The 25,108-nt window shown below is 68.0% G+C and carries 25 protein-coding genes; 7 read left to right on the forward strand and 18 right to left on the reverse strand.

What is annotated here, in order from left to right:
- Positions 1-95 precede the first annotated feature (95 nt).
- Positions 96-1,058, forward strand: a complete 963-nt coding sequence (locus CJ177_RS22050) for an alpha/beta fold hydrolase (protein WP_095868578.1) — start codon at positions 96-98, stop codon at positions 1,056-1,058.
- Here the strand turns inward: CJ177_RS22050 and CJ177_RS22055 are convergent.
- Genes CJ177_RS22055 through CJ177_RS22065 form a run of 3 tightly spaced genes read right to left on the reverse strand, consistent with a single transcriptional unit; the run spans position 1,039 to position 3,076 of the window.
- Complete coding sequence (locus CJ177_RS22055; protein WP_095868579.1) at positions 1,039-1,371, reverse strand: hypothetical protein; 333 nt, start codon at positions 1,369-1,371, stop codon at positions 1,039-1,041. The genes CJ177_RS22050 and CJ177_RS22055 overlap by 20 nt on opposite strands.
- Positions 1,368-2,213 carry a DUF692 domain-containing protein gene (locus CJ177_RS22060; protein ID WP_095868580.1) on the reverse strand — a complete coding sequence of 282 codons (846 nt, stop codon included), beginning with the start codon at positions 2,211-2,213 and terminating at the stop codon, positions 1,368-1,370. The genes CJ177_RS22055 and CJ177_RS22060 overlap by 4 nt, the downstream gene beginning before the upstream one ends.
- A complete protein-coding gene (locus CJ177_RS22065; protein ID WP_257014625.1) occupies positions 2,210-3,076 on the reverse strand; it encodes a TIGR04222 domain-containing membrane protein in 867 nt (288 codons plus the stop codon). The genes CJ177_RS22060 and CJ177_RS22065 overlap by 4 nt, the downstream gene beginning before the upstream one ends.
- Before the next feature lie 157 nt (positions 3,077-3,233).
- Here CJ177_RS22065 and CJ177_RS22070 point away from each other — a divergent pair, with 157 nt between their 5' ends.
- Positions 3,234-3,884 (forward strand): maleylpyruvate isomerase family mycothiol-dependent enzyme, encoded by a 651-nt coding sequence (locus tag CJ177_RS22070; RefSeq protein WP_095868582.1) that lies wholly within the window; start codon positions 3,234-3,236, stop codon positions 3,882-3,884.
- Between the two features lie 3 nt (positions 3,885-3,887).
- On the opposite strand, the gene CJ177_RS22075 is transcribed toward CJ177_RS22070, so the two are convergent.
- From CJ177_RS22075 to CJ177_RS22095, 5 genes are all read right to left on the reverse strand, one after another.
- Positions 3,888-4,229, reverse strand: a complete 342-nt coding sequence (locus CJ177_RS22075; protein WP_005249180.1) for a hypothetical protein — start codon at positions 4,227-4,229, stop codon at positions 3,888-3,890.
- A gap of 153 nt (positions 4,230-4,382) precedes the next feature.
- Positions 4,383-5,051, reverse strand: coding sequence for an SDR family oxidoreductase (locus CJ177_RS22080; RefSeq protein WP_095868583.1), 669 nt, complete (start codon positions 5,049-5,051; stop codon positions 4,383-4,385).
- A 56-nt stretch (positions 5,052-5,107) separates the two neighbouring features.
- A complete protein-coding gene (locus CJ177_RS22085; RefSeq protein ID WP_025433627.1) occupies positions 5,108-5,518 on the reverse strand; it encodes a TIGR03668 family PPOX class F420-dependent oxidoreductase in 411 nt (136 codons plus the stop codon).
- Positions 5,518-6,099: a hypothetical protein gene (locus CJ177_RS22090; RefSeq protein ID WP_095868584.1), complete on the reverse strand. Its 582-nt coding sequence runs from the start codon at positions 6,097-6,099 to the stop codon at positions 5,518-5,520. The genes CJ177_RS22085 and CJ177_RS22090 overlap by 1 nt, the downstream gene beginning before the upstream one ends.
- A 58-nt stretch (positions 6,100-6,157) precedes the next feature.
- Positions 6,158-6,778, reverse strand: coding sequence for a LysE/ArgO family amino acid transporter (locus CJ177_RS22095; protein WP_179443261.1), 621 nt, complete (start codon positions 6,776-6,778; stop codon positions 6,158-6,160).
- Between the two features lie 72 nt (positions 6,779-6,850).
- Here CJ177_RS22095 and CJ177_RS22100 point away from each other — a divergent pair, with 72 nt between their 5' ends.
- Positions 6,851-7,726 carry a LysR family transcriptional regulator ArgP gene (locus tag CJ177_RS22100; RefSeq protein ID WP_095868586.1) on the forward strand — a complete coding sequence of 292 codons (876 nt, stop codon included), beginning with the start codon at positions 6,851-6,853 and terminating at the stop codon, positions 7,724-7,726.
- A gap of 45 nt (positions 7,727-7,771) precedes the next feature.
- Positions 7,772-8,770: a PHP domain-containing protein gene (locus CJ177_RS22105; protein ID WP_095868816.1), complete on the forward strand. Its 999-nt coding sequence runs from the start codon at positions 7,772-7,774 to the stop codon at positions 8,768-8,770.
- Between the two features lie 96 nt (positions 8,771-8,866).
- On the opposite strand, the gene CJ177_RS22110 is transcribed toward CJ177_RS22105, so the two are convergent.
- The 3 genes from CJ177_RS22110 to CJ177_RS22120 form a co-directional block, all read right to left on the reverse strand.
- Positions 8,867-10,294 carry an IS4 family transposase gene (locus tag CJ177_RS22110; protein WP_218835123.1) on the reverse strand — a complete coding sequence of 476 codons (1,428 nt, stop codon included), beginning with the start codon at positions 10,292-10,294 and terminating at the stop codon, positions 8,867-8,869.
- A gap of 70 nt (positions 10,295-10,364) precedes the next feature.
- Positions 10,365-11,174: an MBL fold metallo-hydrolase gene (locus tag CJ177_RS22115; protein WP_095868587.1), complete on the reverse strand. Its 810-nt coding sequence runs from the start codon at positions 11,172-11,174 to the stop codon at positions 10,365-10,367.
- A 42-nt stretch (positions 11,175-11,216) separates the two neighbouring features.
- Positions 11,217-11,984: a thiazole synthase gene (locus tag CJ177_RS22120; protein ID WP_005249188.1), complete on the reverse strand. Its 768-nt coding sequence runs from the start codon at positions 11,982-11,984 to the stop codon at positions 11,217-11,219.
- Positions 11,985-12,196: 212 nt separating this feature from the next.
- On the opposite strand from CJ177_RS22120, the gene CJ177_RS22125 reads away from it, so the two are divergent.
- A complete protein-coding gene (locus tag CJ177_RS22125) occupies positions 12,197-12,412 on the forward strand; it encodes a hypothetical protein (protein WP_025433623.1) in 216 nt (71 codons plus the stop codon).
- Between the two features lie 14 nt (positions 12,413-12,426).
- Here CJ177_RS22125 and CJ177_RS22130 read toward each other — a convergent pair whose 3' ends face one another.
- The 4 genes from CJ177_RS22130 to CJ177_RS22145 all read right to left on the reverse strand — a co-directional run bounded on the left by CJ177_RS22130 (position 12,427) and on the right by CJ177_RS22145 (position 18,535).
- Positions 12,427-14,595 carry a serine/threonine-protein kinase gene (locus CJ177_RS22130; protein WP_095868588.1) on the reverse strand — a complete coding sequence of 723 codons (2,169 nt, stop codon included), beginning with the start codon at positions 14,593-14,595 and terminating at the stop codon, positions 12,427-12,429.
- A 38-nt stretch (positions 14,596-14,633) separates the two neighbouring features.
- Positions 14,634-15,644, reverse strand: a complete 1,011-nt coding sequence (locus tag CJ177_RS22135) for a glutamate ABC transporter substrate-binding protein (RefSeq protein WP_025433622.1) — start codon at positions 15,642-15,644, stop codon at positions 14,634-14,636.
- Positions 15,644-16,990, reverse strand: a complete 1,347-nt coding sequence (locus CJ177_RS22140) for a hypothetical protein (RefSeq protein ID WP_005249192.1) — start codon at positions 16,988-16,990, stop codon at positions 15,644-15,646. The genes CJ177_RS22135 and CJ177_RS22140 overlap by 1 nt, the downstream gene beginning before the upstream one ends.
- 141 nt (positions 16,991-17,131) lie before the next feature.
- Positions 17,132-18,535, reverse strand: coding sequence for an amino acid permease (locus tag CJ177_RS22145; RefSeq protein WP_231914080.1), 1,404 nt, complete (start codon positions 18,533-18,535; stop codon positions 17,132-17,134).
- A gap of 648 nt (positions 18,536-19,183) precedes the next feature.
- Here CJ177_RS22145 and CJ177_RS22150 point away from each other — a divergent pair.
- On the forward strand, positions 19,184-20,731 hold the full coding sequence (locus CJ177_RS22150; RefSeq protein ID WP_005249194.1) for an amino acid permease: 1,548 nt from the start codon (positions 19,184-19,186) through the stop codon (positions 20,729-20,731).
- Positions 20,728-21,618, forward strand: coding sequence for a pyridoxal 5'-phosphate synthase lyase subunit PdxS (gene pdxS, locus CJ177_RS22155; protein ID WP_005249195.1), 891 nt, complete (start codon positions 20,728-20,730; stop codon positions 21,616-21,618). The genes CJ177_RS22150 and pdxS overlap by 4 nt, the downstream gene beginning before the upstream one ends.
- A gap of 78 nt (positions 21,619-21,696) precedes the next feature.
- Here pdxS and CJ177_RS22160 read toward each other — a convergent pair whose 3' ends face one another.
- Genes CJ177_RS22160 through CJ177_RS22170 form a run of 3 tightly spaced genes read right to left on the reverse strand, consistent with a single transcriptional unit; the run spans position 21,697 to position 25,108 of the window.
- On the reverse strand, positions 21,697-22,380 hold the full coding sequence (locus CJ177_RS22160; protein ID WP_005249196.1) for a phosphonatase-like hydrolase: 684 nt from the start codon (positions 22,378-22,380) through the stop codon (positions 21,697-21,699).
- 42 nt (positions 22,381-22,422) lie between these two features.
- Positions 22,423-24,129: a cobalt chelatase gene (locus CJ177_RS22165; protein WP_095868589.1), complete on the reverse strand. Its 1,707-nt coding sequence runs from the start codon at positions 24,127-24,129 to the stop codon at positions 22,423-22,425.
- A 10-nt stretch (positions 24,130-24,139) separates the two neighbouring features.
- Positions 24,140-25,108, reverse strand: coding sequence for an AAA family ATPase (locus CJ177_RS22170; protein ID WP_095868590.1), 969 nt, complete (start codon positions 25,106-25,108; stop codon positions 24,140-24,142).

Consider the following 25,108-nt stretch of genomic DNA (forward strand, 5'->3'; position numbering starts at 1 on the left):
TCGACGATCGCCACTGTGAGCCAGGTGCATTCTAATGGCGTCGTCGCTACGCTACATTGCGAGAACACGTTCCAGCCGGTGGAGGGATGCGGAGCATGGCGTCGTCGACGGAGCGGATCGTCACGGTCGACGGATTCCGTTGGCAGATTACCGAACTGGGAGACGGCCCACCCGTCGTCCTGTGCCACGGATTCCCGGGCCTCGGCTACAGCTACCGACATCAGATGCGGGCCCTCGCGGCTTCCGGGTACCGCGCAATCGCCCCGGACATGCCCGGCTACGGCGGCACCGACGTGCCCCGCGACATCGACGACTACACGAACGAGCGAGTGGCGGACGCGCTGGTCGGTCTGCTCGACACGCTCGGTCACGAGCGTGCCGTGTTCGTCGGCCACGACTTCGGCGCGCCGGTCGCATGGACCGTCGCACTGCGTCACCGCGCACGCGTGTCCGGGCTGGTGCTACTGGCTGTCCCCTACGCACCCGACCGGTTCCCGCTGCGACCGTCGGAGCTCTATGCGTCGATGGCGCGCAAGCACTTCCTGCACATCCACTACTTCCAGGAACCGGGTGTCGCCGACCGCGAACTCGACGCCGATCCCCGCGGATTCCTGCAGCGGCTGTTCTACGCGTTGTCGGGCGCTTACCGCTATCTGGACATCTGGCAGCACCCCTCGGACGGCAACGGTTACCTGGACGTGTTGCCGGAAGCCCCACCCCTGCCGTGGTCGTGGCTGACGGAGGACGAGTTCGACCACTACGTGAAGGTCTTCACCCGGACGGGGTTCACCGGCGGACTGAACTGGTACCGGGCGTACGACGCCAACTGGGAACGCTCCGGGGGTCTCGCCGGAGCCGACATCGAGGTGCCGACGCTGTTCGTGGCCGGCGTGCACGATCCCGTCCTCGCGATGAGTGGTGCGCAGGCCCTCGACCGGATGCGCGACACCGTCCCCGACCTGCGCGGAATCCATCTCGTCGAGGGCGCCGGCCACTTCGTCCAGCAGGAACGACCCGGAGAGGTGAACGAGCTGCTGCTCAGGTTCGTCGCGGGCTGAACAGGCGACGGCGACGACGGCGACTCTGTTCGGGCAGTTCACCGATCGACTCGAGGTACGCGGTGAACGCCTCGGCGTCCGCGTGAGTGCTCACCTTCGGCCTGCCCTCGGCCCAGGCGGCGAACAGCGCGAAGAATCGGTCGCCGAGGGTTGCGCGGACGTGGGGAAGGTGATCGCCCACTTCCCCGGACCGCTTGCGGAGCAAGGCCTTCGATGCGGTGCCGATCGCGTCGCGGTCGAATCCCTCCGGCAGCTGCCCCGCTGCGACGAGAGCGCGGACCAATGCTGCCTGCCGCTCCGCCAGCCCGGTCACGACAGACTCGACACGGCGCCGCCGGTGACCCGGTCGAACCCGGCCGCATCCGCGATCGCATCCAACTCGTCGAACAACTCCCGGGCGGGCGGGTAGTTACCGTCGCGCTCGAGCATCATCGCGGGGGGACCTTCGGGTGCCCACTGCCGGACCAGGTCCAGCACCCCGTCGGGCACCGGATCGGTGTGGGTGTCGTGATACGCGCCGTCCCGTTCGGATCCCCCGGCGACGTGGCAGTACGCCACGCGTTCGAGGGGAAGCCGCCGGAGTTCCTCACCGGCGTCGCGGCCGCGGTTGCGGGCGTTCGCGTAGACGTTGGCGACGTCCAGCAACAGGTGAACGCCGGTGCGTTCGACGAGCTCGGCCAGGAACTCACCCTCGGAGTATTCGTCGTCCGGCCAGTCGAACAGGGCCGCGATGTTCTCCACTGCCAGGGGCACCGGCAGGCACTCCTGCGTGCGCCGGACGTTGCGCACCAGCACGTCCAGGGCTTCCGCCGAGCGCGGCACCGGCAGCAGGTGCCCGGCCTCGAGACCGCCCGCCCGCACGAACGCGACGTGCTCGCTGACGAGCGGCGCACCGAGCGCGTCGGCGCACCGCGCGAGACGGTCGATCCGGTGCTGCTCGACGCCGTCCGCGCCACCCAGCGACAGCGAGATGCCGTGCGGGACGACGGGAACCCCCAGCGACCGCAGTTCGTCCGGAACGCCGACTCCGCGCCGGCGGACGGGCAGCGATTCGGCGATCACCTCGCAGAACCGCAGCCCGTCGAGCCGGTCGATGATCCCGCAGATCTCCGGCCGCCAGCCGATGCCGACGCCGGGCTCGATCAGGGCGGTCATCCCCCGCACCCCCCACCGCCGCCGCAGCCTCCACCGCCGCCGCAGGAGCTGTCGCCGCCGCTGCTGGGGCCGTCACCGCTGCCGCTGTCGGAGATACCGGCTGCGCTCGCGAAACCGGGAGAGAACAGGCCGACGGCCCCCATCCCGAACAGTGCCGTCGACAGTGCGATCGGCGTCGGACCGTACGCGGTGAGCGACGGGCGCATCCGCGGCGCCAGGTAGGAATGTGTGCGGCGCAGCCGGGTGAGCTCCGCAGTGCCCTGGGGCGTCCTGCGGCCGGTCCGGCGAACGAGCTCCCGCGAGGCCGAGAGCAGAACCACCGCGACCAGCAGGAAGCCGATCGGCTTGCCGCCGGCGAACCCGGCGAGGAGGCGTGCGACGCCGATGGCCACGACGACGAGGATCGGGAGGGTCGCGCGCCGATTCCAGGCCTTCTGCTCGGGTCCGGTGAGCAGCCCCTGCGCGACCAGGGTGGCCCGCAGGTGGTCGAGCGGGGCCTGCAACCGGCCCGGGAGCCGCAGGTTGCCGAGGGCGCTGCGCCCGGAGGAGAGTTCGTCGTAGACGGCCCGCGTGAACGATCCGAGGGCGTTGTCCGCGACTCCCCACTCCCGCAGGATCGTCCCGTCGGCGGAGATGAGGTCAGCTCCCCGCAGCAGCGTCAGGGAGGCGGCGACGGCGCGATCGTCGCTGGTCAGCATCCCGGCCTGCACCGGATCGAGACGAATACCGGCGGTCGGGGCGGGCGCGGTGCCCCGGGACCGGAGGAACACCGCCAGCCCGACCGCGACCAGGGCGGCGGTGACGTAGATCACCAGAAAGGTCTCGCTCGATATCCCCCATGTAGCGGATTCGTTGTATATCACACACCACCTTTCAACCACCTTGTCCGACAGTCGATCTCAGTATCGGTACGATTGTCCGATTTGCACCCGCCGGGTACCGATCGTCACCGTTCCGTTATCGAGATCCTGGGATTCGTCGTGGGGTGGGCTGTGGGTGGCATCGCCTAGCATCGTCTGCATGACATCGCCGCGTGCCGCACTGTCGTATGCCGAACTGCTCGATGCGGTTGCCGAATCGCACAGGACGGTGGAGGCGACGCTGGCGGGGTTGACCGACGAGCAGGCGCGGGAGCCGTCGCTGCTGCCGGGGTGGAGCCGGGGGCACGTCGTCACACACCTCGCGAGGAACGCGGACGCGCTCAACCGGTTCGCCGTCGGGGTGATCACCGGCGAGGCCGCACCCGAGATGTACCCGGGAGGTCCGGCCGCGCGGGCCGCGGCGATCGAGGAGGGGGCCGGACGTCCGGCCGAACTGCTGGTGGCCGATTTCCGCTTCGCGGGACGGCGGGTGATCGAGTCGCTACGCCGGATCACCGAAGATCTGTACGAGACGCCGGTGAACTGGCGTCGGCAGGTGCCGGCGCGGCAGGTGCCGGTGCTGCGGTGGCGCGAGCTCGAAATCCACCACGTCGACCTGGGGCTCGACTACTCGGCGGCCGACTGGCCGGGGACCTTCGTGGAGCACACGCTGGAATCGGAGCTGCCCGCGCTGGCGGCCCGGCATCCGGACGTCGGGGTGCCGGAACTTCCGCGCACCGAACTGCTGGCGTGGGTTATCGGGCGCCCCACGCGGGAGGGGCTGCCGCCCGTGCCCGCGTGGCCGTTCTGATCGTCAGGCGTACTCGACGTTCTCGAACGTGTCGGCGTCGTCGAGCGCGTCCCAGATGATCGCGTACCGCTTGTGGGTCATCTCGTCGGCATCGACGAGCAGAGCGTCGAACAAGGTCTTCGGGTTGTCCTGCCACGTCTGAACCAGGCTCGCGACCGCCTGGGGCGTGAACAGACCCGACCGCGCTGCCGCCTCGATCCACTCGTCGAAGTCGCCGGCGTAAATCCGCTCGACTGCCTCGCGATCGACCTCGCCGTCACCGAGATCGAGAGTGAACATCGTCGCGAAGACGTCGCCGTCGACGGCGACGACGGTGTCGCTGTGCATACGCTGGTCGGTGTTCATCGTGGGGATACCTCCTGGGAGTCAGCTCGTTCATCCTGACTCACGTTTGCGGCCTCTGCTGATGAGAAGAACTGTAGGGCGACTAATTGTGAGCAGCTTAAAGCCTTTCTGTGAGATCAATCTGTGATCTATCTCACGCAGGTTTCTTCGCTGTCAGCGCACCCTCAGCACGACTTCTGTGGGGTGCGCGTCACTCGGTGTCTCCACCGCGTTGCGCACGGCTTTTGCGACCGTCGACGGCTGCAGATACTTCTCCGGCCGGTATTCGTCGCCCTCGCCGGCCACGATGGTGCGCTGCATATCGGTGTCGATCCGCCCGGGGTGAATTGACGTGACGCGCAGTAACGGTTCCTCGAGCCGCAGTGCGTCACCGAACGCCCGCAGGGCGAATTTGCTCGCCGCGTACGACGCCCAGCCGGCGTTCGCGCGGAGCCCGGCGCCCGAGTTGATCAGGACGACGTGCCCACCCGCGGCGCGGAGGGCGGGCAGCAGCAGTCGTGTCAGTTCGGCCACCGCGATGACGTTCGCCTCGAGCGTGTGCCGCCACTGTTCGACGGTCGACTCCCCCACGGTCGCGAGATCGGCGACGCCGGCGTTGTGGACGAGCACGTCGAGCCGTTCGATCGGGGTGCACGCGGCCGCCAGCGCGTCGTAATCGGTCACCTCGACCGGCCAGGGCGTGGCGTCCGGCAGTTCGTCGAGAATGCCGGTCAGCGATCCGGCAGACCGGGCGCCGAGCAGGAGGTCGTGGGTCGGTGCGAGTTCGCGGGCGATGGCGGCTCCGAGGCCACGGCTCGCGCCGGTGATCAGGGCTGTGGGCATGCTGTCGAGGCTAGCGCCCTGTGAGTACTTGTTAACCGCGGGCGGTTAACAAGTACTCACGGGCCGAAGGCACTCCAGTGGTGCCACGACAGGTCGTGGATCGCGATCACCGGTCCGTCCGGGCGGCGGTCGACGTACTGTGGATACTTCGCGGCGAGGACGTCGATCGCGGCGCCGCCCTCCGGGGAGTCGGCTGTGAGGACCTCGGCCCGACCGTCGACCCGCACCCACCACAGGTGGTCCCAGTTCTCGTCGTAGTGGTCCACGAGCAGGGTGACGGCGGGGTTGGCCGCGATGTTCGTCAGGCGCCGTAATGCCGTGGTGCGCTTCGGTTTGTGGTCGACGCAGGAATAGATCGTGTCGGAGTCGAGCGCGAAGACGAGCGGGACGAGGTGCGGCACCCCGTCGGCCCCGACCGTGGCGAGCCGCGCGATGCGGGCGGCCGCGAATCGCGCGACGGCGTCCATCACGGCTCCATCAGGTAGTCGCCGCTCACCGGTTCCGGGAGGGCGGGAATGCCCAACGGGCGCTTGAAGTATGCCCAGGGGAACCACAGCGTCCCGACCTTCTGCCAGCCGTCGGCCTCGAGTTTCTGACGGCTCGCCGGCGCCGACACGCGGGTGTGCTCCCACTGCTCCTCGGACTTGCGGACGGTGTGGAACAGGGTGCCGAACCCGACGGAGTGCCAGCCGTACGTGCCGGCGTGGTTGAGGATGCGCATCTCGTTGAACGCGGTGAGCGGGGTGAGCCGGCGGGTCCGGCCGTCCGGGTCCGCGTCGGGGGCGTCGCCGATCCGCTTGCCGAAGCGTTGTTGCGCCGCCTGCCGCGACATGCCGAGTGCGGCGCCGACCGTGTCCCAGCTGTGCCCGGCGGAGCGCGCGGCGGCGATCGCGGAGACCAGCAGTTCGTCGACCGACTCCCGTGCCTGCGAGGTGAGCCGGACGAGCGCCAGGTAGGCCGCGGGGTCGTGGTCCAGCCCTGGGTCGATCTCGGGGTCCGCCTTGGCGATCGCGTCCGACAGCAGTTGAGTGAGCGCGGCGTCCGGCATGTGTCAAGTATTGGTTGACACGAGTCGCATTGTCAACCAAATGTTGACTAGATGGTGACTAACTGGCGACGAGGGTGATGCCGAGGGTGAGCATCAATGCGGCGATCCCGGCGTCGAGCACGCGCCACGCGCCGGGGCGGGCGAACACGCGGTGCAGGAACTGGGCGCCGTAGCCGAGCGCGAGGAACCAGACGACGCTCGAGGTGACGGCACCGAGGCCGAACAGCCACCGGCCCGAATCGCCCTGGTTGTTGGCCACCGAGCCGAGCATCAGCACCGTGTCGAGGTACACGTGCGGGTTGAGCCACGTGAGTGCGAGGCAGGTGAGGATCGACGTCGCGAGGGTCGCCGATCCGATTTCCTGCGTGGCATCGAGCGTTCCGGGGCGAAGGGCGCGGCGAGCGGCGAGCACCGCGTAGGAGACGAGGAATGCCGCACCCGCCCACCGGATCACGGTGATGGCGGCGGGAGCGTGCGCGAGTACCGCGCCGATCCCGCTGATCCCGACGGCAATGAGCACGGCGTCCGATACCGCGCACAGCACGACCACCGGCAGGACGTGCCTGCGCGCGATCCCCTGTCGCAGGACGAACGCGTTCTGCGCGCCGATCGCGACGATCAGCGACAGGCCGGTACCGAAGCCGGCCGCCGCCGTGAGCAAGGCAGGGGTGAGGTGCATGAGAACCACGCTACGAAGCCCGAGGCCATCAATCCAGCTAATTATCCTTCATTGCCATTAGCATTGCTTCATATGGACCTGGACCTGGCTTCTCTCCGCACGTTCGCGGCCGTGATCGACGAAGGCACGTTCGACGCCGCGGCCCGGGTACTGCACATCACGCCGTCCGCGGTGAGCCAGCGGATCAAGGCACTCGAGCAGCAGGTGGGACGCGTCCTGGTGCAGCGGGCCAAGCCGGTCCGGGCAACCGAGTCCGGTCACGTCGTGCTCACGCTCGCCCGCCAGATGGCACACCTCGAGCGCGAGGCGATGTCGTCCCTCAATCCCGAGGAGGCGACGACGAGCACTTTGTCGCTGGTCGTCAACGCGGATTCGCTGTCCACGTGGATGATTCCGGCACTCGCCCGCTTGGCGCCGGAACATCGGGCGCTGTTCGATCTGCATCGGGAAGACGAATTCCACTCGACCACCCTGCTGAAGGAGGGCACGGTGATGGCCGCGGTGACGTCCGTCCCGGAGGCGGTGCAGGGCTGCACCGTGGAGAAGCTGGGGTCGATGCGGTACCGCGCGCTCTGCAGCCGCGACTACGCCGAACGCTGGCTCCCCGACGGCCCGGCACCGGACGCCCTCGCAGTGGCACCGATGCTCGACTTCGACCGCAAGGACGAACTGCAGGCCCGGTTCCTGCGCGGATTCGCACGGCGCCGACTGCAGCCGCCGCGGCATTTCGTTCCCGGGTCTTCGGCATTCTCCGACGCCGTCCGCCACGGACTGGGCTGGGGACTGCTGCCGGAGTTGCACACCGGCGACGACCACGGGCTCGTCGAACTCGACCCGTCCCGCCCGATCGACGTCCCGTTGTACTGGCAGCGGTGGAAGCTGGACTCGCCGATCCTCGCGGCGCTCACCACCGCGGTCCGGGACGGGGCGCGCGAAGCGTTGCGGTGACGTCCGGGTGGGCGCAACACTGGAGGCATGGACGCCGACAGCCCGATGGACCCGGTGCAGGCCTTGCGAGAGACAGCGTTCTGGCTCGAGCGGTCGCGTGCGGAGACGCATCGTGTGAAGGCGTACCGCCGCGCGGCCGCCGTGGTGGCCGAACTGTCCGAGGAGCAGCGGGACGTCCGACAGCGCACCGACAGCTGGAAGGATCTGCCCGGCATCGGACCCAAGACGGCGACCGTGATCCGGGAGGCGCTCGACGGCGTGCCCGTCTATCTCGCGGAACTACGGGAGAACGCGGAGCCCATCGGCGGCGGTGCGCTTCGGGAGGCGCTGAAAGGCGACCTGCACACGCACTCGGACTGGTCGGACGGCGGCAGCCCCATCGACGAGATGATGCGCAGCGCGGCCGCTCTGGGTCACGAATACTGCGCTCTGACAGACCATTCCCCGCGTCTGACGGTCGCGAACGGGCTGTCGGCGGAGCGGTTGCGTTCTCAGCTGGAGGTGATCGCCGAGCTGAACGAGGAACTGGCACCGTTCCGCATCCTCACCGGCATCGAGGTCGACATCCTCGACGACGGTTCACTCGACCAGGATCCGGATCTGCTCGACGAACTCGACATCGTCGTCGCCAGCGTGCACTCCAAGTTGCGGGCGGAGCGCGGGGCGATGACCCGCCGGATGGTCCGGGCGGTGGAGAATCCGCTGGTGGACGTGCTGGGGCATTGCACCGGCCGCCTCGTCGAAGGCGGGCGCGGAACCAGGCCGGAGTCGACGTTCGACGCGGAGCAGGTGTTCACCGCCTGCCGCGACAACGGCACCGCCGTCGAGATCAACAGCCGTCCCGAACGCCGCGACCCGCCGAGCCGTCTCATCGATCTGGCCATCGACGTGGGGTGCCTGTTCTCGATCGACACCGACGCGCACGCCCCCGGGCAACTCGCCTGGCAGGGGTACGGATGCGAGCGGGCGATGCGGTGCGGTGTCGAGGCCGACCGCGTCGTGAACACGTGGTCCGCCGACGATCTGCTGGAATGGGCCAAGTAACGCCCGTGCATGGCTGACTAGTGCAGGGACTCGTCAACCACGCACGGGCCGAAGGCCTAGCCCCAAAGCCGTGTAGTTAAGTCGTGGGTTGTGTTGTCAAGGGTCGATGTCGGTGAGGATGTTGATGGCGATGGTGGCCTTGAGACTTGGCCCTCGGGTGCGGCCGCGGGCAGTGCTGGCGACGAACTTGGAGATCGCTCGTTTGACCACGCGGGGGTTGGTTCGTGATCGTCGGGCGGGCATCAGGTGGTCGAGGACGCGTTCGCCGATGATGCCGACGAGGTCGACGACGGTGGTTTCGATGACACCCGCGGCGTGAATGAGTTGGTCGCGGGCCGCGTTGAGGGCGATGGTGAAGCTGGCACGGTCGGGATCGACGTCGGGGCACCCGAGGGTGGCGTCGGTGATCGCGACGCGCAACGCCTGGTAGGTGACGAGCAGCGCGTAGATCTCCTGCTCGACCCCGCGTGGGGTGCGGGCGCGCAGCACCCGGCCACCGAGGATCGTCGATTTCAGCTCCAGGAACGCGGTCTCGATCTCCCACCGATCGTGGTAGAGGCGGACGATTTCGGTTGCGGGACAGTCGGGATCGAGGAGGGTGGTCACCAGCTTGTAGGTCTCGCTGCGAGCTCCCGCGCTGGTTGTGATGGTGATCTCGCAGCACAGGACACGGACCTCGACCGGGCCCATCCGGGACAGGTAGGAGCCGTCGGGCAGGCGGGCGCAGACCGGGAGGTTGCGGCTGTTCTTGACCCGGACCAGCAGGTGCGCACCGGTGTCGCGGACCGCGGCGAGCAACGCCTGCGAGGCGAAGTTGCGGTCGGCCAGCACGATCATCCCGCGGCGCATCCCCCGGAGTAGGTCGAGGGTGTAGGTGGTCTCCCCGACGCTGCTGGCACCGAACGTCGCGTCGATCACGGTGCGGGTGCCGCACGCCACCAGAGCGAGAAGGCGCACCATCGGATACCCGGTGCCGCCGTGAAACCCGCCGCCCCGGTGGTAGACCTGCAAATTCGCCACGGTGTCCGGGCAGCACATCATGGTGCCGTCGATGGCCGTAACCAGTAGCCCCCGCCAGTACACGCCCTTCGTGGCCAGGCCGGCGGCCGGGCCGCGGAGCAGGTCGAACAGGGCACGCAACGGTGCCGGGCCGATCCGGCGTCGGGCCTGGGCCAGCGCTCCGGCGGACGGGGTGGCCACCGCGAGCCCGTCGAGTCCGGCGATCATCCGCTGCCACACCTGCCCGAACCCCACCTCGGCGAACAGCCCGGCGGCCAGCAGCAGGTAGACCACCACCCGCGAGGGCAAATCACGCACCCGGGCCTGGACCTTGCCGGTCTCGGCCAATGCGGCGTCGACCATGTCGAAGCCCACGATTCGGGTCAGCTCCCCGAGATGACCCGGGGCGAACCGGCCTCCCGCGACGGTGACGACACGGGTGATGACAGAATCAGTAGTCAGCGGAGCTCCTGGGTCGAGGATGTCTTGGAGGACGCCCTCTTCTACCGGAGCTCCGCTACCCATTCGCGCACGACACGCCCAAGACCCGCATTCTTGACCGCCAGCCGTCCCCGTTAACTACACGGCTTTGGGCCTAGCCCCGCTCTCCGGCCAGTTCCTCGAACAGTGTCGGGTCGTGGGCGGATAAGACGCGCACCCGCGGCGCCACCTGATTGTTCAGTTGCCGGAGCCGGCGATGATTGCCGCGGATCTTCGAACGATCCACCGCGATCAGCTCTTCCATCACCCGCAGGGCGCGACCCTCGGTTCCCGGCGACACCTGTCCGGGGGCGGCGACGGTGCTGCGGTGGTAGAACGCGTCGCCCGCGTGTAGCAGCCAGCCCTTCTCGCCGGTGTCGACGGCCACCGCCGCGTGACCGCGGGTGTGGCCGGGCATCGGGACGAGCACGATGCGGTCGCCGACACCGGCGATCGGGTAGGTGTCGGAGAACCCGAGCACGGATTCGCCCGGCCCCGAGTAGGTGTGCAGCGTGGGTTGGGGGGTGAGCTGGGCGGGACGGTACCGGACCTTCTCCCGGAACGACGAACGTCCTTCCGACGCCACCCGTTCCGCGGCGGTGGTGTGCAGGGTGGCGTTCGGGAAGTCGGCGACGCCACCGATGTGGTCGAAGTCGAGATGGGTCGCGACGATGTGGGTCACGTCCGCAGGATTCAGGCCCAGCTTCTCGAGCCGGCGGACCGCCGTCTCCGACTCCCGGAACCGGGCGCCCATCCGGTTCGCGTACCGGCCGACGCGTCCGGTGGGATCGGCGACGTCCGCCAACCCGAAGCCGGAGTCGACCAGCACGATGCCCGCGTCGGTTTCGCACGCCAGCACATGGCACACCAACCGCCCGATGAGCGCCGAGGAGAACGAGCCGCAATTGAGGTGGTGTACCCGCATGGGGGCTCACGCTAGCCGAGTCGGCGTTCGTGGGACGGCCGATTACACCGCGACCGGTGACGACGCCTGCGCCCAGAACCGTTTCGGTATTCGTCCGGCATTCCGGGCGCGGCGCCCGGCCGCGACTGCTCCGGCCATCGCCGCGGCCATCAGCGGAGGGTCCGACGCTCTCGTCACCGCCGTGGCGAGCAGTACGGCGTCGCAGCCGAGTTCCATCGCCAGTGCTGCGTCGCTCGCGGTGCCGATCCCGGCGTCGAGAATGACCGGGATGTCGGTGCGCGCGACGATCATCTCGATGTTGCGGGGGTTCGAGATGCCGAGCCCGGTGCCGATCGGCGACCCGAGTGGCATCACGGCGGCGCACCCGGCATCGACCAGGCGCTGCGCGAGGACAGGGTCGTCGTTGGTGTAGGGCAGCACGACGAATCCGTCGTCCACGAGTTGTTCGGCCGCCGCGACGAGCTCGATTCCGTCGGGCAGGAGCGTGCGCTCGTCGGCGATCACTTCGAGCTTGACCCAGTTGGTGCCCAGGGCCTCGCGGGCCAGGCGCGCGGTCAGCACGGCCTCCGTGGCACCTCGGCAGCCGGCTGTGTTCGGCAACAACGCGATACCCAGTCGATCCAGCAGTTCGAGCAGCCCGGTCCTCCCTGCGGCGTCCACTCGGCGCATCGCCACCGTCGTCAGTTCGGTGCCCGAGGCGACGAGTGCGTCTTCCAGCACCGAGAGGTTGGCCGCACCGCCTGTGCCCATGACGAGACGGGACGAGAAGTCCCGGCCCGCGATCGTGAGTGCGTCGGTGTCAAAGCTCATGGGTACCTCTCCGGTCGAGATTTCAGCGAGCACTCGAACCCTACGATCGAATCGCCTCCGACGTCAGAACCACTTGTGCGCTACGTCATAGGTCCAGATTGGACCCCTGTCTCACCGTCTTTCTGGATCTTCTGGACCCGTACCAGATGCCCCAGAGTTGTCAGTGCGATGAGCCCCGTGGACAACGCCACGGCGTCACGATCGGAGTAGAGATGAACACCATGGTCGCGAGCAGGAACCGCACCGCGAGGTCGAGGGAGGAGGAGCGCCTGGCAACGGAACTGGAAGACGCTCGGCGCCGCATCATCGAACTCATGGGCCAGCTGGCCGAAACGGTCCGCAGCCGTGACGCTTTGAGCGACCGTATGCAGGTGATGGCGTGGAATGCCCGGTGGGGCCGCGAGCACATCGGATTCGGGGTGCTGTGACTCGAGTTCGGGTGTCACAGCCACGTGGTCGGGCGGATCAGGTTTGCGAGATCCACCAGCGTGTACCGATGCCGGCGCTCGGGTGCCTTGCGGGCGAGGGCCCGGAGCGCCGACTCCGCCCCGGTGCGCAGACCGCGCTCGGTGAACGGCACGCTGAGGATCCTCGTCGTCTCGGGGATGCCGCCGGCGTGCAGCCAGTCCACGGCCACGCCGAGGACGAGCACCCGGGTCTGGAGTGCGCGACGCTCGTCGTGGGCGAGCAGTTCGACCCGCCGGGCCGCCTCCTGCAGATCCCGTTCACTCACCTCGGCGAGGGGCCGATCGTGGACGAGCATCAGCACACTCGTCAACCGGGCCTCGGCATAGTGCCGCGACGTCGGTGGCACCTCGTCGAGCGCCTGCACCGCAGCCGCCCGGTCGTCGCGGTGCTCGAGTTGCCGCGACAGTCCGAACGCCGCACTGACCGCGCCGTGATCCGTGCGCCACACTGTGCAGTAATACTTTTCGGCGGTCCGGCGCCACCGCCCGATGTCCTCGCCGGAGCGGTATTCGCACCACATCTCGGCCGTCGCGGCGAGGGCGAGCTTCGGAGCTTCCTCGCCCGGTAGCGCGGTCAGGACGGAATCGAATCGGGTGAACGCCGCCTCGAAGTCGCCGCCCACCAGCGCGCACAGTCCCGTGTGCCAGTCGACGCGCCACGTGTCCTCGCGTTGGTGGTCGAGGGATTCGAGAATGGTGGCGGCATCACGGGGCTGCCCGAGGTCGAGGTGTGCGCGCACTTCGGCGAGCGGGATCTCGATGCTCGTGGACGCCACGCCGTCGTCCGCCGCCTCCTTCGCCCTGTGCAATGAATCGAGGAGTTCCCTCGGTCGGCTGTGGACGACGGAGAGCAGCGGAGCGGCAGGGTCATCCGGGTCCACCAACGGAATCGGCAGCGCCCGAACGATACTCATCGCGCTGATCCGCTCGTCCCGGCGATGCCCGTCGACGTAGACGTCGGTGCGGCTGATCGTGAGGTCGGTCCCGAACGTCGTGCGCTGCGGGCTGAACCGGTGGGACAGTCCCGGCTGCGGGTGTCCGGTCTGCTGGGCCCGCACCTCGCGTAGAACACCCTCGAGTTGCGTCGACATCTCCTCGGCCGACGCGAAGCGCCGGGCCGGATCGGGGTGGATGGCCCGGAGCAGCAGCCGGTGGTAGAACTCGTACTCCGCCAGCAGCGGCGCCTCCTCGGGTGTCGGCAGGCCGTCGACGTAACAGCCCCCGGCGGTGGGCATGTCGAGGGTCAGCACGGCGAGTGTGCGCCCGACGGTGTAGATGTCGGAGGCGACGGTGGGACCGGTGGTGGCGATCTCGGGGGCTTGGTAACCCTGTGTGCCGTAGATGTATCCGTGGTCCCCGATCCTGGCGACCGCGCCCATGTCGATGAGCTTGAGCTGGTCGTAGTCGTCGCCGATCATGATGTTCTCGGGTTTGAGGTCGTTGTACACCAACCCCATCGAGTGCAGATATCCGAGCGCGGGCGTGACCTCGAGGAGGTAGCGGATGGCGTGCTCCACGGGCAGCATCGGCTTCGGGTCGTCGGGTCCGGCGTCCACCTTCAGTTCGGTGAGCACGTCGCGCAGGGTTCTGCCCCGGACGTACTCCATCACGATGTAGCCGATGGGATTGCCGTCCATCCCGGGGTGTTCGACGAAGTTGTAGATCTTGACGATGCTCGGATGCGTCACCTCGGCGAGGAACCGGCGCTCGGCGAGAGCCACCTCCTGGGCCACGGGATCGCCCGAGTGCAGCAGGCCTTTGAGCACCACCCAGCGGTCGCTGACGTTGTGGTCGAGCGCGAGGTAGATCCAGCCGACACCGCCGTGGGCGAGGCACCCCAGGACCTCGTACTGGCCCGCGACCAGTTCACCCGCCTCGAGTTGCGGGGCGAACGAGAAGACGGTGCCGCAGTGGGTGCACACCCCCTCCGTGTCGCCCGGCCGCGCGGCGGTGGATCGTCCGACGGGACGCTTGCATCGGTCGCAGTAACGTTTGTGCTCCGCCAGAACGGGATTGGTCAGGAGCATCGACAGGTCGGAGGTGTGGGCGGCGTCCGGCACCGTGCGTGACGAGGGGACGTCGTCGTCCTCGTCGTCCGCGAACGGATCGAACCGCACACCCCTGGTGGATTGCGGGTCGTCCATCGGTGTTCGCCTGGTTTCGTCGCTCACTCGGTGTCACCTCAGTCCCGGTACGTGGGGGCGGGTGGTCCGGCGGAAGGACCGAGAACCGTCAGCCAGTTGTCGTAGAGCCTCGTCCAGGTTCCGTCCGCCCGCATCCGATCCAGCGTGCCGTTCACGAAACGCACCAGATCGTCGTGGTTCTTGTTGATCCCGATGCCGTACGGCTCCGATTCGAGCGGCGGGCCGACGATCTCCAGGTTCGGGTCCTGCGCGGCGAGCCCGGCGAGGATGGAGTCGTCGGTGCTCGCGGCGTCGGCCTGCCGCTGCTGGAGGACCACGAGGCAGTCGTCCCAGTCGGGTACCGCCACGATCGTGGCCTCGGGCTGCACTCGGCGAACGGTGTCCAGCGAGGTGGTGTCGCCGGCGGTGCAGACGCGCTTGCCCGCCAGATCCTCCGGGCCGGAGATACCGGAGCCCTTCGGCACCAGCAGACGCTGATAGGCCTGGAAGTACACGGTGGAGAAGGCGACACGCTCGGACCGTTCACACGTGATCGACGTGCTCTTGACCACGAGATCCACGTCCTCGTTCTCGAGGGCGTCGAAACGGTCGCCGGACGTGAGCAGGCGGAATTCGACCCGGGAGGGGTCGCCGAACAGGTCCCGTGCCATCTCTCCCGCGACATCGACGTCGAATCCCATCAGCATGCCGGTGGTCGGATCCCGGAAACTGAAGAGGTTGGTGTTCTGATCGATTCCGACGATCAGCCGGCCGCGGGCGGTGATCTCGGCCAGCGAGCTTCCCGGCGCCCGGACGTCCGGGGTGGCGGCGGGGCGGAGACTCGCGAGCGCGCCGCAGGAGTCGGGTGCGGGTGGCTCCTCGGGCACGTCGCCGGTGGGCAGAAGGATCTCGGACCCACTCGTCAGCGGCACTTCCGAGTAGTCACCCTGGACGGTGGGAGTGAGGGGCTGCGGGGTTGCGCATCCGGCCGCGAGGACGGCGACCACGGCAGCGGAGAGAAGGAGGGCGCGCGGGCGCGTCCGCCGTCTCGGTCGACTCACCCGCGTCATCAGTGGTACTCGTTCAGTCTGGGCCAGATCCCCCCACCGACGGCGAACCCGCAGAGCACGCCGATCACCATGCTACCCACCGCGAGCAGCGACAACGAGCGATATGCGTCGGCCATCCCGTCGAGTTCCTCGCTGCGGAATCGGTCGATGCCGTCCTGCAACGACTCGTCGAGCGCCGCGAAGGTGGCGGGGGACGCCGAGTCCGCGGGGCCGATCGCGATGGCCTTCGCCCCCGGGTAGTCCCCCACGTCGAGCTTCTCCTGCAGCATGGTGTGTGCGCGCCGCCAGTCGGCGAGTGCGGTCACGGCGGCGTCGATCGGCGGTGTCGTCGCCGGACCGTGATCGCCGTCCTGCAGCCCCCCGAGGATGTCGGCGAGTTCGGCCGACCGCCGGGTGTAGTCGACCTCGGATTGTTCGTCGGAGCCGCGCTGCAGCAGCGCGAGGGTCTCGTCCGCCCGAGCCTGCTGTGCGAGGATCCGCGCCTGCGTGATCGTGCCGAGTGGTTGCGCCCCTTCGGTTCTCGCCCGGTCCGTGGCCGCGGTGGAGACCAGGGTGGCGGCGGCCAGCCAGATCAGGAGGGTGGCGGCGAGGAGCGACGCGAGGACGAGGCCGGGATTGACGCGTCGTTTGCTCTTGCGCGCCAGATACACCTGCGCGACGACGAGCGCGACGAGCAGGGCGACGGCGACGGCGAACGCGGCTCTCGGGAGCCGCCCGGTGAGGACCTGGGTGTCGGCGACGGACCTCGACTGCTCCGAGTAGAGACTCTCGGCCGCGGGCAGGATCGTGTCCTGCATCATCGCGGAGGCGTCGCTGAGATAGGCGACGCCGACCGGGTTGCCCGACCGATTGTTGGCGCGGGCCGTGGCGATCAGGCTGGTGTAGTCGGCGAGGTTCCGCGACACCTCGGACAGCAGCGCGAGGGCCGCGGCGTCTGTCGAGGCGACGCCGTTCGACGCGGTGACCAGCGCGTTCGACGCGTCCCCGATCGCCTGGTTGTACCGATTGCGGACGGCGATCGGCTCGACACCGCCCGAGATGAAGGATGTGGCGGCCGCGGCGTCGGCGATGGACAGGGAACTGTAGAGCCGTTCGGCTGCGTAGGTGAGGGGTTCGGTGTGCGTCCGCAGGGTCTCGATGCGCTGTTGCCGGGCACCGATCGCCGCCGACGTGATCGCCCCGGTCACGAGCGCAGCGGTCACGAGGGCGATCCCCAGCACGGATAGTCGTCCCGGGGTCGAGACGAGGAATTCCCGCCACGGCCGGCGCCGGGATTCGGGCTCGACGAGCAGGGACTCGTCCAGCGAGTGTTCTTCGGTGACGGCGTCGTCTCCGCGGTGGAACACGGTGTCCTCCTCCGCCGAGGTCTTCTGCAAGTGTGCCCCGATTCCCGGCGGGTCGTGCCGGAAAAGCCGATGTCGCATCGGACGCACAGAGAAGGACAGGGACCGCTGGTGCGGTCCCTGTCCTTCGGTACTGCGGGTGCGTCAGGGTTGCTCGTGGGTGACGACTCCGACGAGTTGCTCCGCGTCGGAACCGTCGGCAGGCGATTCCGCGGGCGGCGTGACGGTGTCGAGGCGTTCGGCGCTGGTGCGACTGCGCCGGCGGAACTCGTACCCGATCAGGATGAAGGCGAGAGTCACCACACTCAGCCAGAACTGCGAACGGGTGGTGGGGAGCACGGCCATGGCGGCGATCACGGCTCCCATCAGGGCGATGGTCGCGTAGCTGAGCCAGGGGAACAGCCACATCTTCAGGCTGAGGGCCTCGGGATCTCGAGCCTCCAGTTTCCTGCGGAGCGCGACCTGGGAGATCGCGATCATGAGGTAGACGAAGAGCGCTACGGCGCCGTACGAGTTGACCAGGAACGAGAACACGAGGTCCGGGGAGACGAACGCCGCGATCACCGACGCGTAGCCGATCACCGTTCCGGCGAGGATCGCGCGCCTCGGCACGCCACCGCCGGACAGGCGGGTGAACATGTGCGGGGCGTCGCCGTTGCGGGTGAGGGCGAAGAGCATCCGCGAGGAGGTGTACAGCGCCGAGTTCAGGCAGGACAGCACCGCGGTGAGGATGACGACGTTCATGATCGTGGCGACACCGGGAATGTGCAGGGCGGAGAGCGCTGCCGCGTAGGGGCTGACTCCGACGGCCTCCGTGCTCCACGGCACAACCGCGACGACGACGAAGATGGAACCGACGTAGAAGGTGATGATCCGGACCACGATGGAGCGCATCGCCCGGGCGACCGCTTTCTTGGGTTCTGCGGACTCGGCGGCCGCGATGGTCACGATCTCGGCACCGGTGAAGAAGGCCACGCAGGGGACGACCGCGGCGAGCACCGCGCCCCAGCCGAGCGGAGCGAATCCGCCGTGGCTGACGAGATTCGCCACTCCGGGGGTCGAGTCCGGCCACAGTCCGGTGATCCACAGTGCGCCCAACCCGAGGAAGAGGACGATCGCGATCACCTTGATCGACGAGAACCAGTACTCGAATTCGCCGAACGAACGCGCTGACACGAGATTGGTGCAGGTCAGGATCACGAGAAGGCCGAGGCTGAGGATCCACAGCGGCGCGGACGGGAGGTAGAGCTGGAGTATTCGGCCGCCGGCGATGGCTTCGACCGCGACGACGATGACGAAGAAGTACCAGTACATCCAGCCGACCGAGAAGCCGGCGCGATTGCCGAGCGCTTCCCTGGCGTACACGTAGAACGATCCGACCACCGGCCGGGCCACCGCCATTTCCGCCAGCATCCGCATGATCAGGAGTGTGATGACCCCCGCAATGAGAAACGACACGATCGCCGCCGGGCCTGCGCTCTCGATGACGACGCCGCTGCCGACGAACAATCCGGCACCGATCACGCCGCCAAGGGCGATGAGGTTCATGTGCCGTTTCTTCAGGCCCTTTCCGAGGCCGGAGTCCTGGGATTGGACCGGGGGTGGTGTTGAAGTCACGTTTTCCTCCACTGTGCGCTGACCGGAATCGTCAGGTCGCCATCGCGATCCGGGGTCGGATCGTCGGCGGTTGGAACGGAGAACAGTGCCGGCGGAGATACGGGAGACGATCCACCGCGAACTGAACTGTTGATGTGATGCACAACACTGTATGGAGGGTCCGGTGGGCAGCACAGTGCCAGTTCGACGGCACGTCTGGGGACCAGTTCGTTACCACTGGTCACAGGGTTGGGGTGTTCGTACGGCCTCGAGGGTGCGTGCCGGCGCCGGGGGATCCAGATGTGCCGCGAAACCGTCCCGCCGGGCCATGCGAACACGCTCCTCCCGGCGGCGATCGCTGTCCTCCCAGTTCAGAGGCTTTCTCGGTCGGCGGTTCCGCGGTCGAACTGGTCCCATCGCTTGCGAGGCAACTGGCTCTGGGCGAGTTCTGGCACCAGTCGTAGTGTGAGGTGAACACCGAAATAAGTGATGTGGATCACATATACGATTGGGTCGCTGAACCGGTGGGTGCCCGCATCGACGCACGACCGACGAGGTCGGGTCAGGTGAGGGCCACGGCAGCGCCTTCTGGAGGAAAATGTGGACAGTACCGTTCCCGGACACACCGACAGTTCAGGTCTCGGCAAGGGCCTGAAGCGCAGGCACATGAATCTCATCGCCCTGGGCGGGGTGATCGGCGCCGGCCTCTTCGTGGGCAGCGGTGTCGTCATCGGCGGTGCCGGTCCCGGCGCCATCATCTCCTTCCTCATCGCAGGCATCATCACGTTGCTGATCATGCGGATGCTGGCGGAGATGGCGGTGGCCCGGCCGGTGGTCGGATCGTTCTACGTCTACGCCCGCCAGGCCCTGGGGCGTCGCGCCGGGTTCGCGACGGGGTGGATGTACTGGTATTTCTTCGTCATCGTCGTCGCCGTCGAGGCCATCGCCGGCGGCCGGATCCTGCAGCTCTGGCTGCCGATGATCCCGCTGTGGCTCCTGAGCCTGGGGCTGATGCTCCTGCTGACGGCCACCAACATGGTGTCCGCCCGCTCCTACGGCGAGTTCGAATACTGGTTCTCGTCGATCAAGGTCGTGGCGATCGTTCTGTTTCTCGGGATGGGCGCCCTCTGGATCACCGGACTGTGGCCCGATTCGACGCCCGGGCTCGGCAACCTCGTGAACCACGGCGGCTTCACCCCGCTCGGCTGGGGTGCGGTGCTCGCCGCGGTCGTCCCCTGCGTCGCCTTCTACACGGGAGCCGAGATCGTGACGATCGCCGCGGCCGAGTCGGAGGAGCCGAAGCGTGCTGTCGCCCATGCCATGCGGTCGATCGTGGTACGGATCGTGACGTTCTACGTCGGTTCGATTCTCGTGGTCGTCACGATCCAACCGTGGAACACCGAGAGTGTCGGTGTGAGCCCGTACGCCGCGGTGCTCGAGGTCCTCGGAATTCCCGGTGTCGCGACGATCATGAACTTCATCGTCCTCACCGCGGTCCTCTCCTGCCTGAACTCGGCGCTGTACACCACGTCCCGAATGCTGTTCGCACTCACCCGCAACGGCGACGCCCCCAAGTTCTTCACGACGCTGTCCCGCAACGGCGTGCCGCGTCGTGCGATCCTGCTCGGCACCACAGTCGGATACGTGTCCGTCGCCTGCACCTACGTGTGGGGCGACGTCGTCTTCGGCTTCCTCGTCAACTCGTACGGCGCGGTCGCGCTGTTCGTGTACCTCCTGATCGCCATCTCCCAGGTGGTGCTCCGACGGCGACTCGAGCGCGAAGACCCAGCCGCACTGCAACTCCGGATGTGGCTGTTCCCGTGGCTGAGCTACGCCACCATCGCCCTGATGGCCACCGTCATTCTCGCGATGGCGTTCCTGCCGACCACCCGTTCCCAGTTCCTCATGAGCGGTCTGACGTTGATCGTCATCCTGATCAGCTACCAGGTACGGAAGTTGCTCGGCAAGGGCGGTCGCGACGACGAATCACTGTCCGCTGCTCCTCCGATCGGTTCCGCGGACGAGTCGGTCGCGGAGGCCGAGAAGCGCATCGAGTCCGTGGAGACGCTCGGCGGCTCGGACATCGAACTGCTGGCGGCCGCGCAACAGAAGCCGCACACCCATCGTCATCAGAGGAGACAGTCGTGAACAGTTCCGCAGTCGGTACGGCGCGCGTCAAGCGTGGCATGGCCGAGATGTTGAAGGGCGGGGTCATCATGGACGTCGTCACCCCCGATCAGGCGAAGATCGCCGAGGACGCCGGTGCGGTGGCGGTCATGGCGCTCGAACGGGTGCCGGCGGACATCCGGGCGCAGGGTGGGGTGTCCCGGATGAGTGATCCGGACATGATCGACGGCATCATCTCCGCGGTGTCGATTCCGGTGATGGCCAAGGCCCGGATCGGGCACTTCGTGGAGGCGCAGATCCTGCAGTCCCTCGGGGTCGATTACGTCGACGAGTCCGAGGTGCTGACCCCGGCGGACTACGCCAACCATATCGACAAGTGGCAGTTCACCGTCCCGTTCGTCTGTGGTGCCACCAATCTGGGTGAGGCGCTGCGGCGGATCACCGAGGGTGCGGCGATGATCCGGTCCAAGGGTGAGGCCGGGACCGGTGACGTGTCGAACGCGACCACGCACATGCGGACGATCGGTGGGGAGATCCGCCGGTTGACCTCGCTGAGTGAGGACGAGCTGTATGTGGCGGCGAAGGAGCTGCAGGCGCCGTACGACCTGGTCGTCGAGGTCGCCAAGGCCGGGAAGTTGCCGGTCACGATGTTCACTGCCGGTGGCATCGCCACCCCGGCGGATGCGGCGATGATGATGCAGCTCGGTGCGGAGGGTGTGTTCGTCGGGTCGGGCATCTTCAAGTCCGGTAACCCGGCCGAGCGGGCCGCGGCGATCGTGAAGGCGACCACGTTCTTCGACGACCCGGACGTGCTGGCGAAGGTCTCCCGCGGGCTGGGTGAGGCGATGGTCGGGATCAACGTCGACGACATCCCGGTCCCGCACCGGCTCGCCGAACGCGGCTGGTGACGTAGGTAATCCCGCTCTTCCGACACCACTGTGGGCCGGTTCTGCTGTCGTGCAGCGGAACCGGCCCACAGTCGTCGTTCAGCCCAGCAGTTCGGGAAGCTTCGCCGCGCTCTCCAGGATGTGCGTGTGGGGCTCCGGACGCAGCGTCGCCGCGTCGTGGGCGCCGGTCAGGACACCCACCACGTATCGCGCCCCGGCGTTCGTCCCCGCCCGGAGATCGTTCGGGGTGTCGCCACCCACCAGCACTTCGTCGACGCTCTGCACTCCGGCGAGTTCCATGGCGCGGAAGATGAGATAGGGCGACGGCCTGCTCATCCGCACCTGGTCGCTCGTGATCACACCGTCGATGTCCCGCCCGATCTCCCACCCGACCTGATCCAGCAGCGGTTCCGCGATCTGGCGTGAATAGCCGGTCTGGAGAACGATTTTGATGCCGCGCTGCCGCAACGCACCGAAGGCGTCGTGAACCCCGGGCAGTGCGGTGGGCGGCGTCTTCCGGTACGCAGCCAGAAGCATTGCGGTGAAATCGGATTCGACGGCGTCCAGAACATTCTTCTCGGCCGGCACGCCGCTCTCCCGCAGCAGTCCCTCGATGGCCTGCCGCTTGCCCGTGCCCTTCCACCGGTCGAACCGATCGTCCGGAATCGGCTCGCCGAGGTGCTTCTCGACGGTGTCGCGCAACGCGACGTACACGGCGCCGCCTTCGTCGACGCTCGTTCCGGCAATGTCCAAGGTGACCAGGGAAACCCCGTGTTCGGTCATGGATGTGACTCCTCACTGTTGAGCCACTGGCAGGTGATGCTGTCAGTGGGCGATCATCGACAGCACGTCGGCAATGACGTCGCTGTTGGTACCGCACGACAGATCGAGCGTCCGGCAGCGGTCGTAGTACGGGCTCAGATCCAGCCCGACTCCCAGTCCGTACACCTCGACGGCCCGCTCGTCCTCGTGTCGCTCGACCACGTCCTGCAGGTGGTGGTCCAGGTAGAATTCGTCGTTGGCCAGCGCGGTGGCGCCGTCCAGGGGGCTTCCGTCCGAGATCACGAACAGGAGCCTCCGGCCCTGGGTGCCCCGCATCCGGGAGCACGCCCAGTCGACGGCCTCACCGTCGACGCCCTCTTTGAACAGGTCGTTCTTCAGCAGTCCCGCGATCGCGGGACGGGCTCGGCGCCAGGTAGTCTCGGCGTCCTTGAACACCAGCTGCCGGACCTCGTTGAGGCGTCCCGGGTTGCGCGGACGGCCGGACCGGAGCCAGTCTCGGCGGGCTCGTCCCCCGTTCCAAGCGGCGGTCGTGAAACCCAGGATCTCGCACCGGGCGTCGGCCAGTTCGAGTGCCCGGGCGAACACGTCGACCAGGACCGCAACCGGTTCGCTGAACTCCTTCATCGAACCGGAGCAGTCGATGAGGAAGGTCACGGTCGTGTCGGTCTGCGGCTCGGTGCGTTCGGCCCGGAAGAGTCTGCGCTCGGTGGGCGAGGTGACGAGCTGGGCGAGCCGGCGACCGTCGAGGTATCCCTCTTCCCGGCCGCCTTCCCATCCGTCGGGGACCGGTTTCGAGAGCAGGGCCTTCAGCTGCCGTCCGAGTTTCCGGACGTTGAGGTGCTGCAGGTCGATGCCGAGATCGAGCCGTCGGCGGTACTCCTGGAGCAGCTCGGGCCGGACGAGGGACGCGATCTGTCGTGTCTCGTCGTAGGCGCGGGTGAACACGCGGTATCCGTCTCCGCCCTCCCCCAGCGCGCGACTGCGCCCCGACACCGCGGTCTGGAAGGCCTCGTCGTCGTCGGGTTCGAAGTCGAACAGGAGGGAGAACGCCGCCCGGCCGTCGCTCCGGTCGTCGGCCGAGACGTCCGTGTCGGTGGGTGACTCCAGGTGACGGCCGATCAGCTCCGCGACTGCCTGTGCGTGGACCCCGAAGTCGTTTTGCGAAAAACGGGTTCGACGCAGCCACGGGAGGTGGCCGCCGAGAACGGAGGCGAGAGCGAACCGGGTCGATTCGATCAGGTCCTCGGTGGCCTCGGGTATCGGCTCGGCGGTGATCCGGGCCCGGCACATCTGCGTCACCGTGAACAGCAGCATCCCGTGCACGGTCTCGGTCAGCCCGGACGCCACGTAGTCCTGTGACCACTGCGTGAAGCGGTGGGAGAGGTTGGCGCGCACGCCACCCCATGCGTCGGCGGCCAGCGACTCGACGCGGAACTGTTCCAGGATCTCGAAGATCAGCCGATCCGCGGTGCCGTCCGGGCACAGGCTGCGATGCAGGACGGGGTCGGTGTGGAGGAGGCGCGACGCCATGCCGTCCGCCGCGCCGCGGAAGGACGCGAAGTCGGCACCGTCTAACGACGGGTGCAGATGCGGGGCGGGCATCGGCACGCGCCGATGTCCGCGGTGGAGTTCCGGTCCGCGAAAGTGCAACTCGCTCTGCCCCGCGAGAGCACGGATCGTGCCGGCACAGAGTTCGTGAACCTCCTGCTGACGGCGGACCGACGCGGGGCGCACGGGCAGTTCTGTCATGACTGCCCGCTCAGGCCGTGCTCGTCGCGAGCATCGCCGACCGCTCCAGTTCCGAGTCGAAGCACCGCTGGAAGTACTCGGCGACGACGGGCCGCTCGGCCTCGTCGCACTTGTTGACGAACGACAGCCGGAATGCGAGTGCCGGGTCGTGGAAGATCTCGATGTTCTCGGCCCAGGTGATCACCGTGCGCGGCGACATCAGCGTCGACAGGTCGCCGACTCGAAACCCACTCCGGGTCAGGTCGGCCACGGCCACCATCGACCCGATCAGCTCCCGGCTCAGTGACGGCACCCGCGCGGACACGATCTCGATTTCCTGTTCCGCGGGGAGGTGATCGAGCGTCGCGACGATGTTCCAGCGATCGATCTGCGCGTGATTGAGCCGCTGCACGCCGTGATACAACCCGTTGAGATTGCCCAGGCCGACGGTGTTGGCCGTGGCGAACAACCGGAAGGCCGGATGCGGAGTCAGGACCCTGTTCTGGTCGAGCAGGGTGAGTTTCCCGTCACGTTCGAGGAGACGCTGGATCACGAACATGACATCGGGGCGGCCGGCGTCGTATTCGTCGAGGATGAGGGCGACGGGTCGCTGCAATGCCCAGGGCAGGATGCCTTCCTGGAATTCGGTGACCTGCTTGCCGTCTCGCAGGACCACCGCGTCCCGGCCTATCAGGTCCAGCCGGCTGAGATGTCCGTCGAGGTTGACCCGCACACACGGCCAGTTGAGCCGCGCCGCGACCTGCTCGATGTGCGTGGACTTGCCGGTGCCGTGCAGACCCTGCACCATCACCCGGCGGTTGCGGCCGAACCCGGCGAGCAGGGCCGTCGTCACCGCGTGATCGAACTGGTACGCGGGGTCGATGTCGGGGACGTGGTCGACGGGTTCGCGGAAGGCGCGCACCGTCAGGTCGGTGTCGATTCCGAACAGCTCGCGTGCGGACAGCACGTGGCTGGGTGCCGCAGTGGTCATTTCGGGCAT

Source organism: Rhodococcus sp. ACPA1 (assembly GCF_002300195.1).
In the GTDB taxonomy this organism is placed as follows: Bacteria; Actinomycetota; Actinomycetes; order Mycobacteriales; family Mycobacteriaceae; genus Rhodococcus_F; species Rhodococcus_F opacus.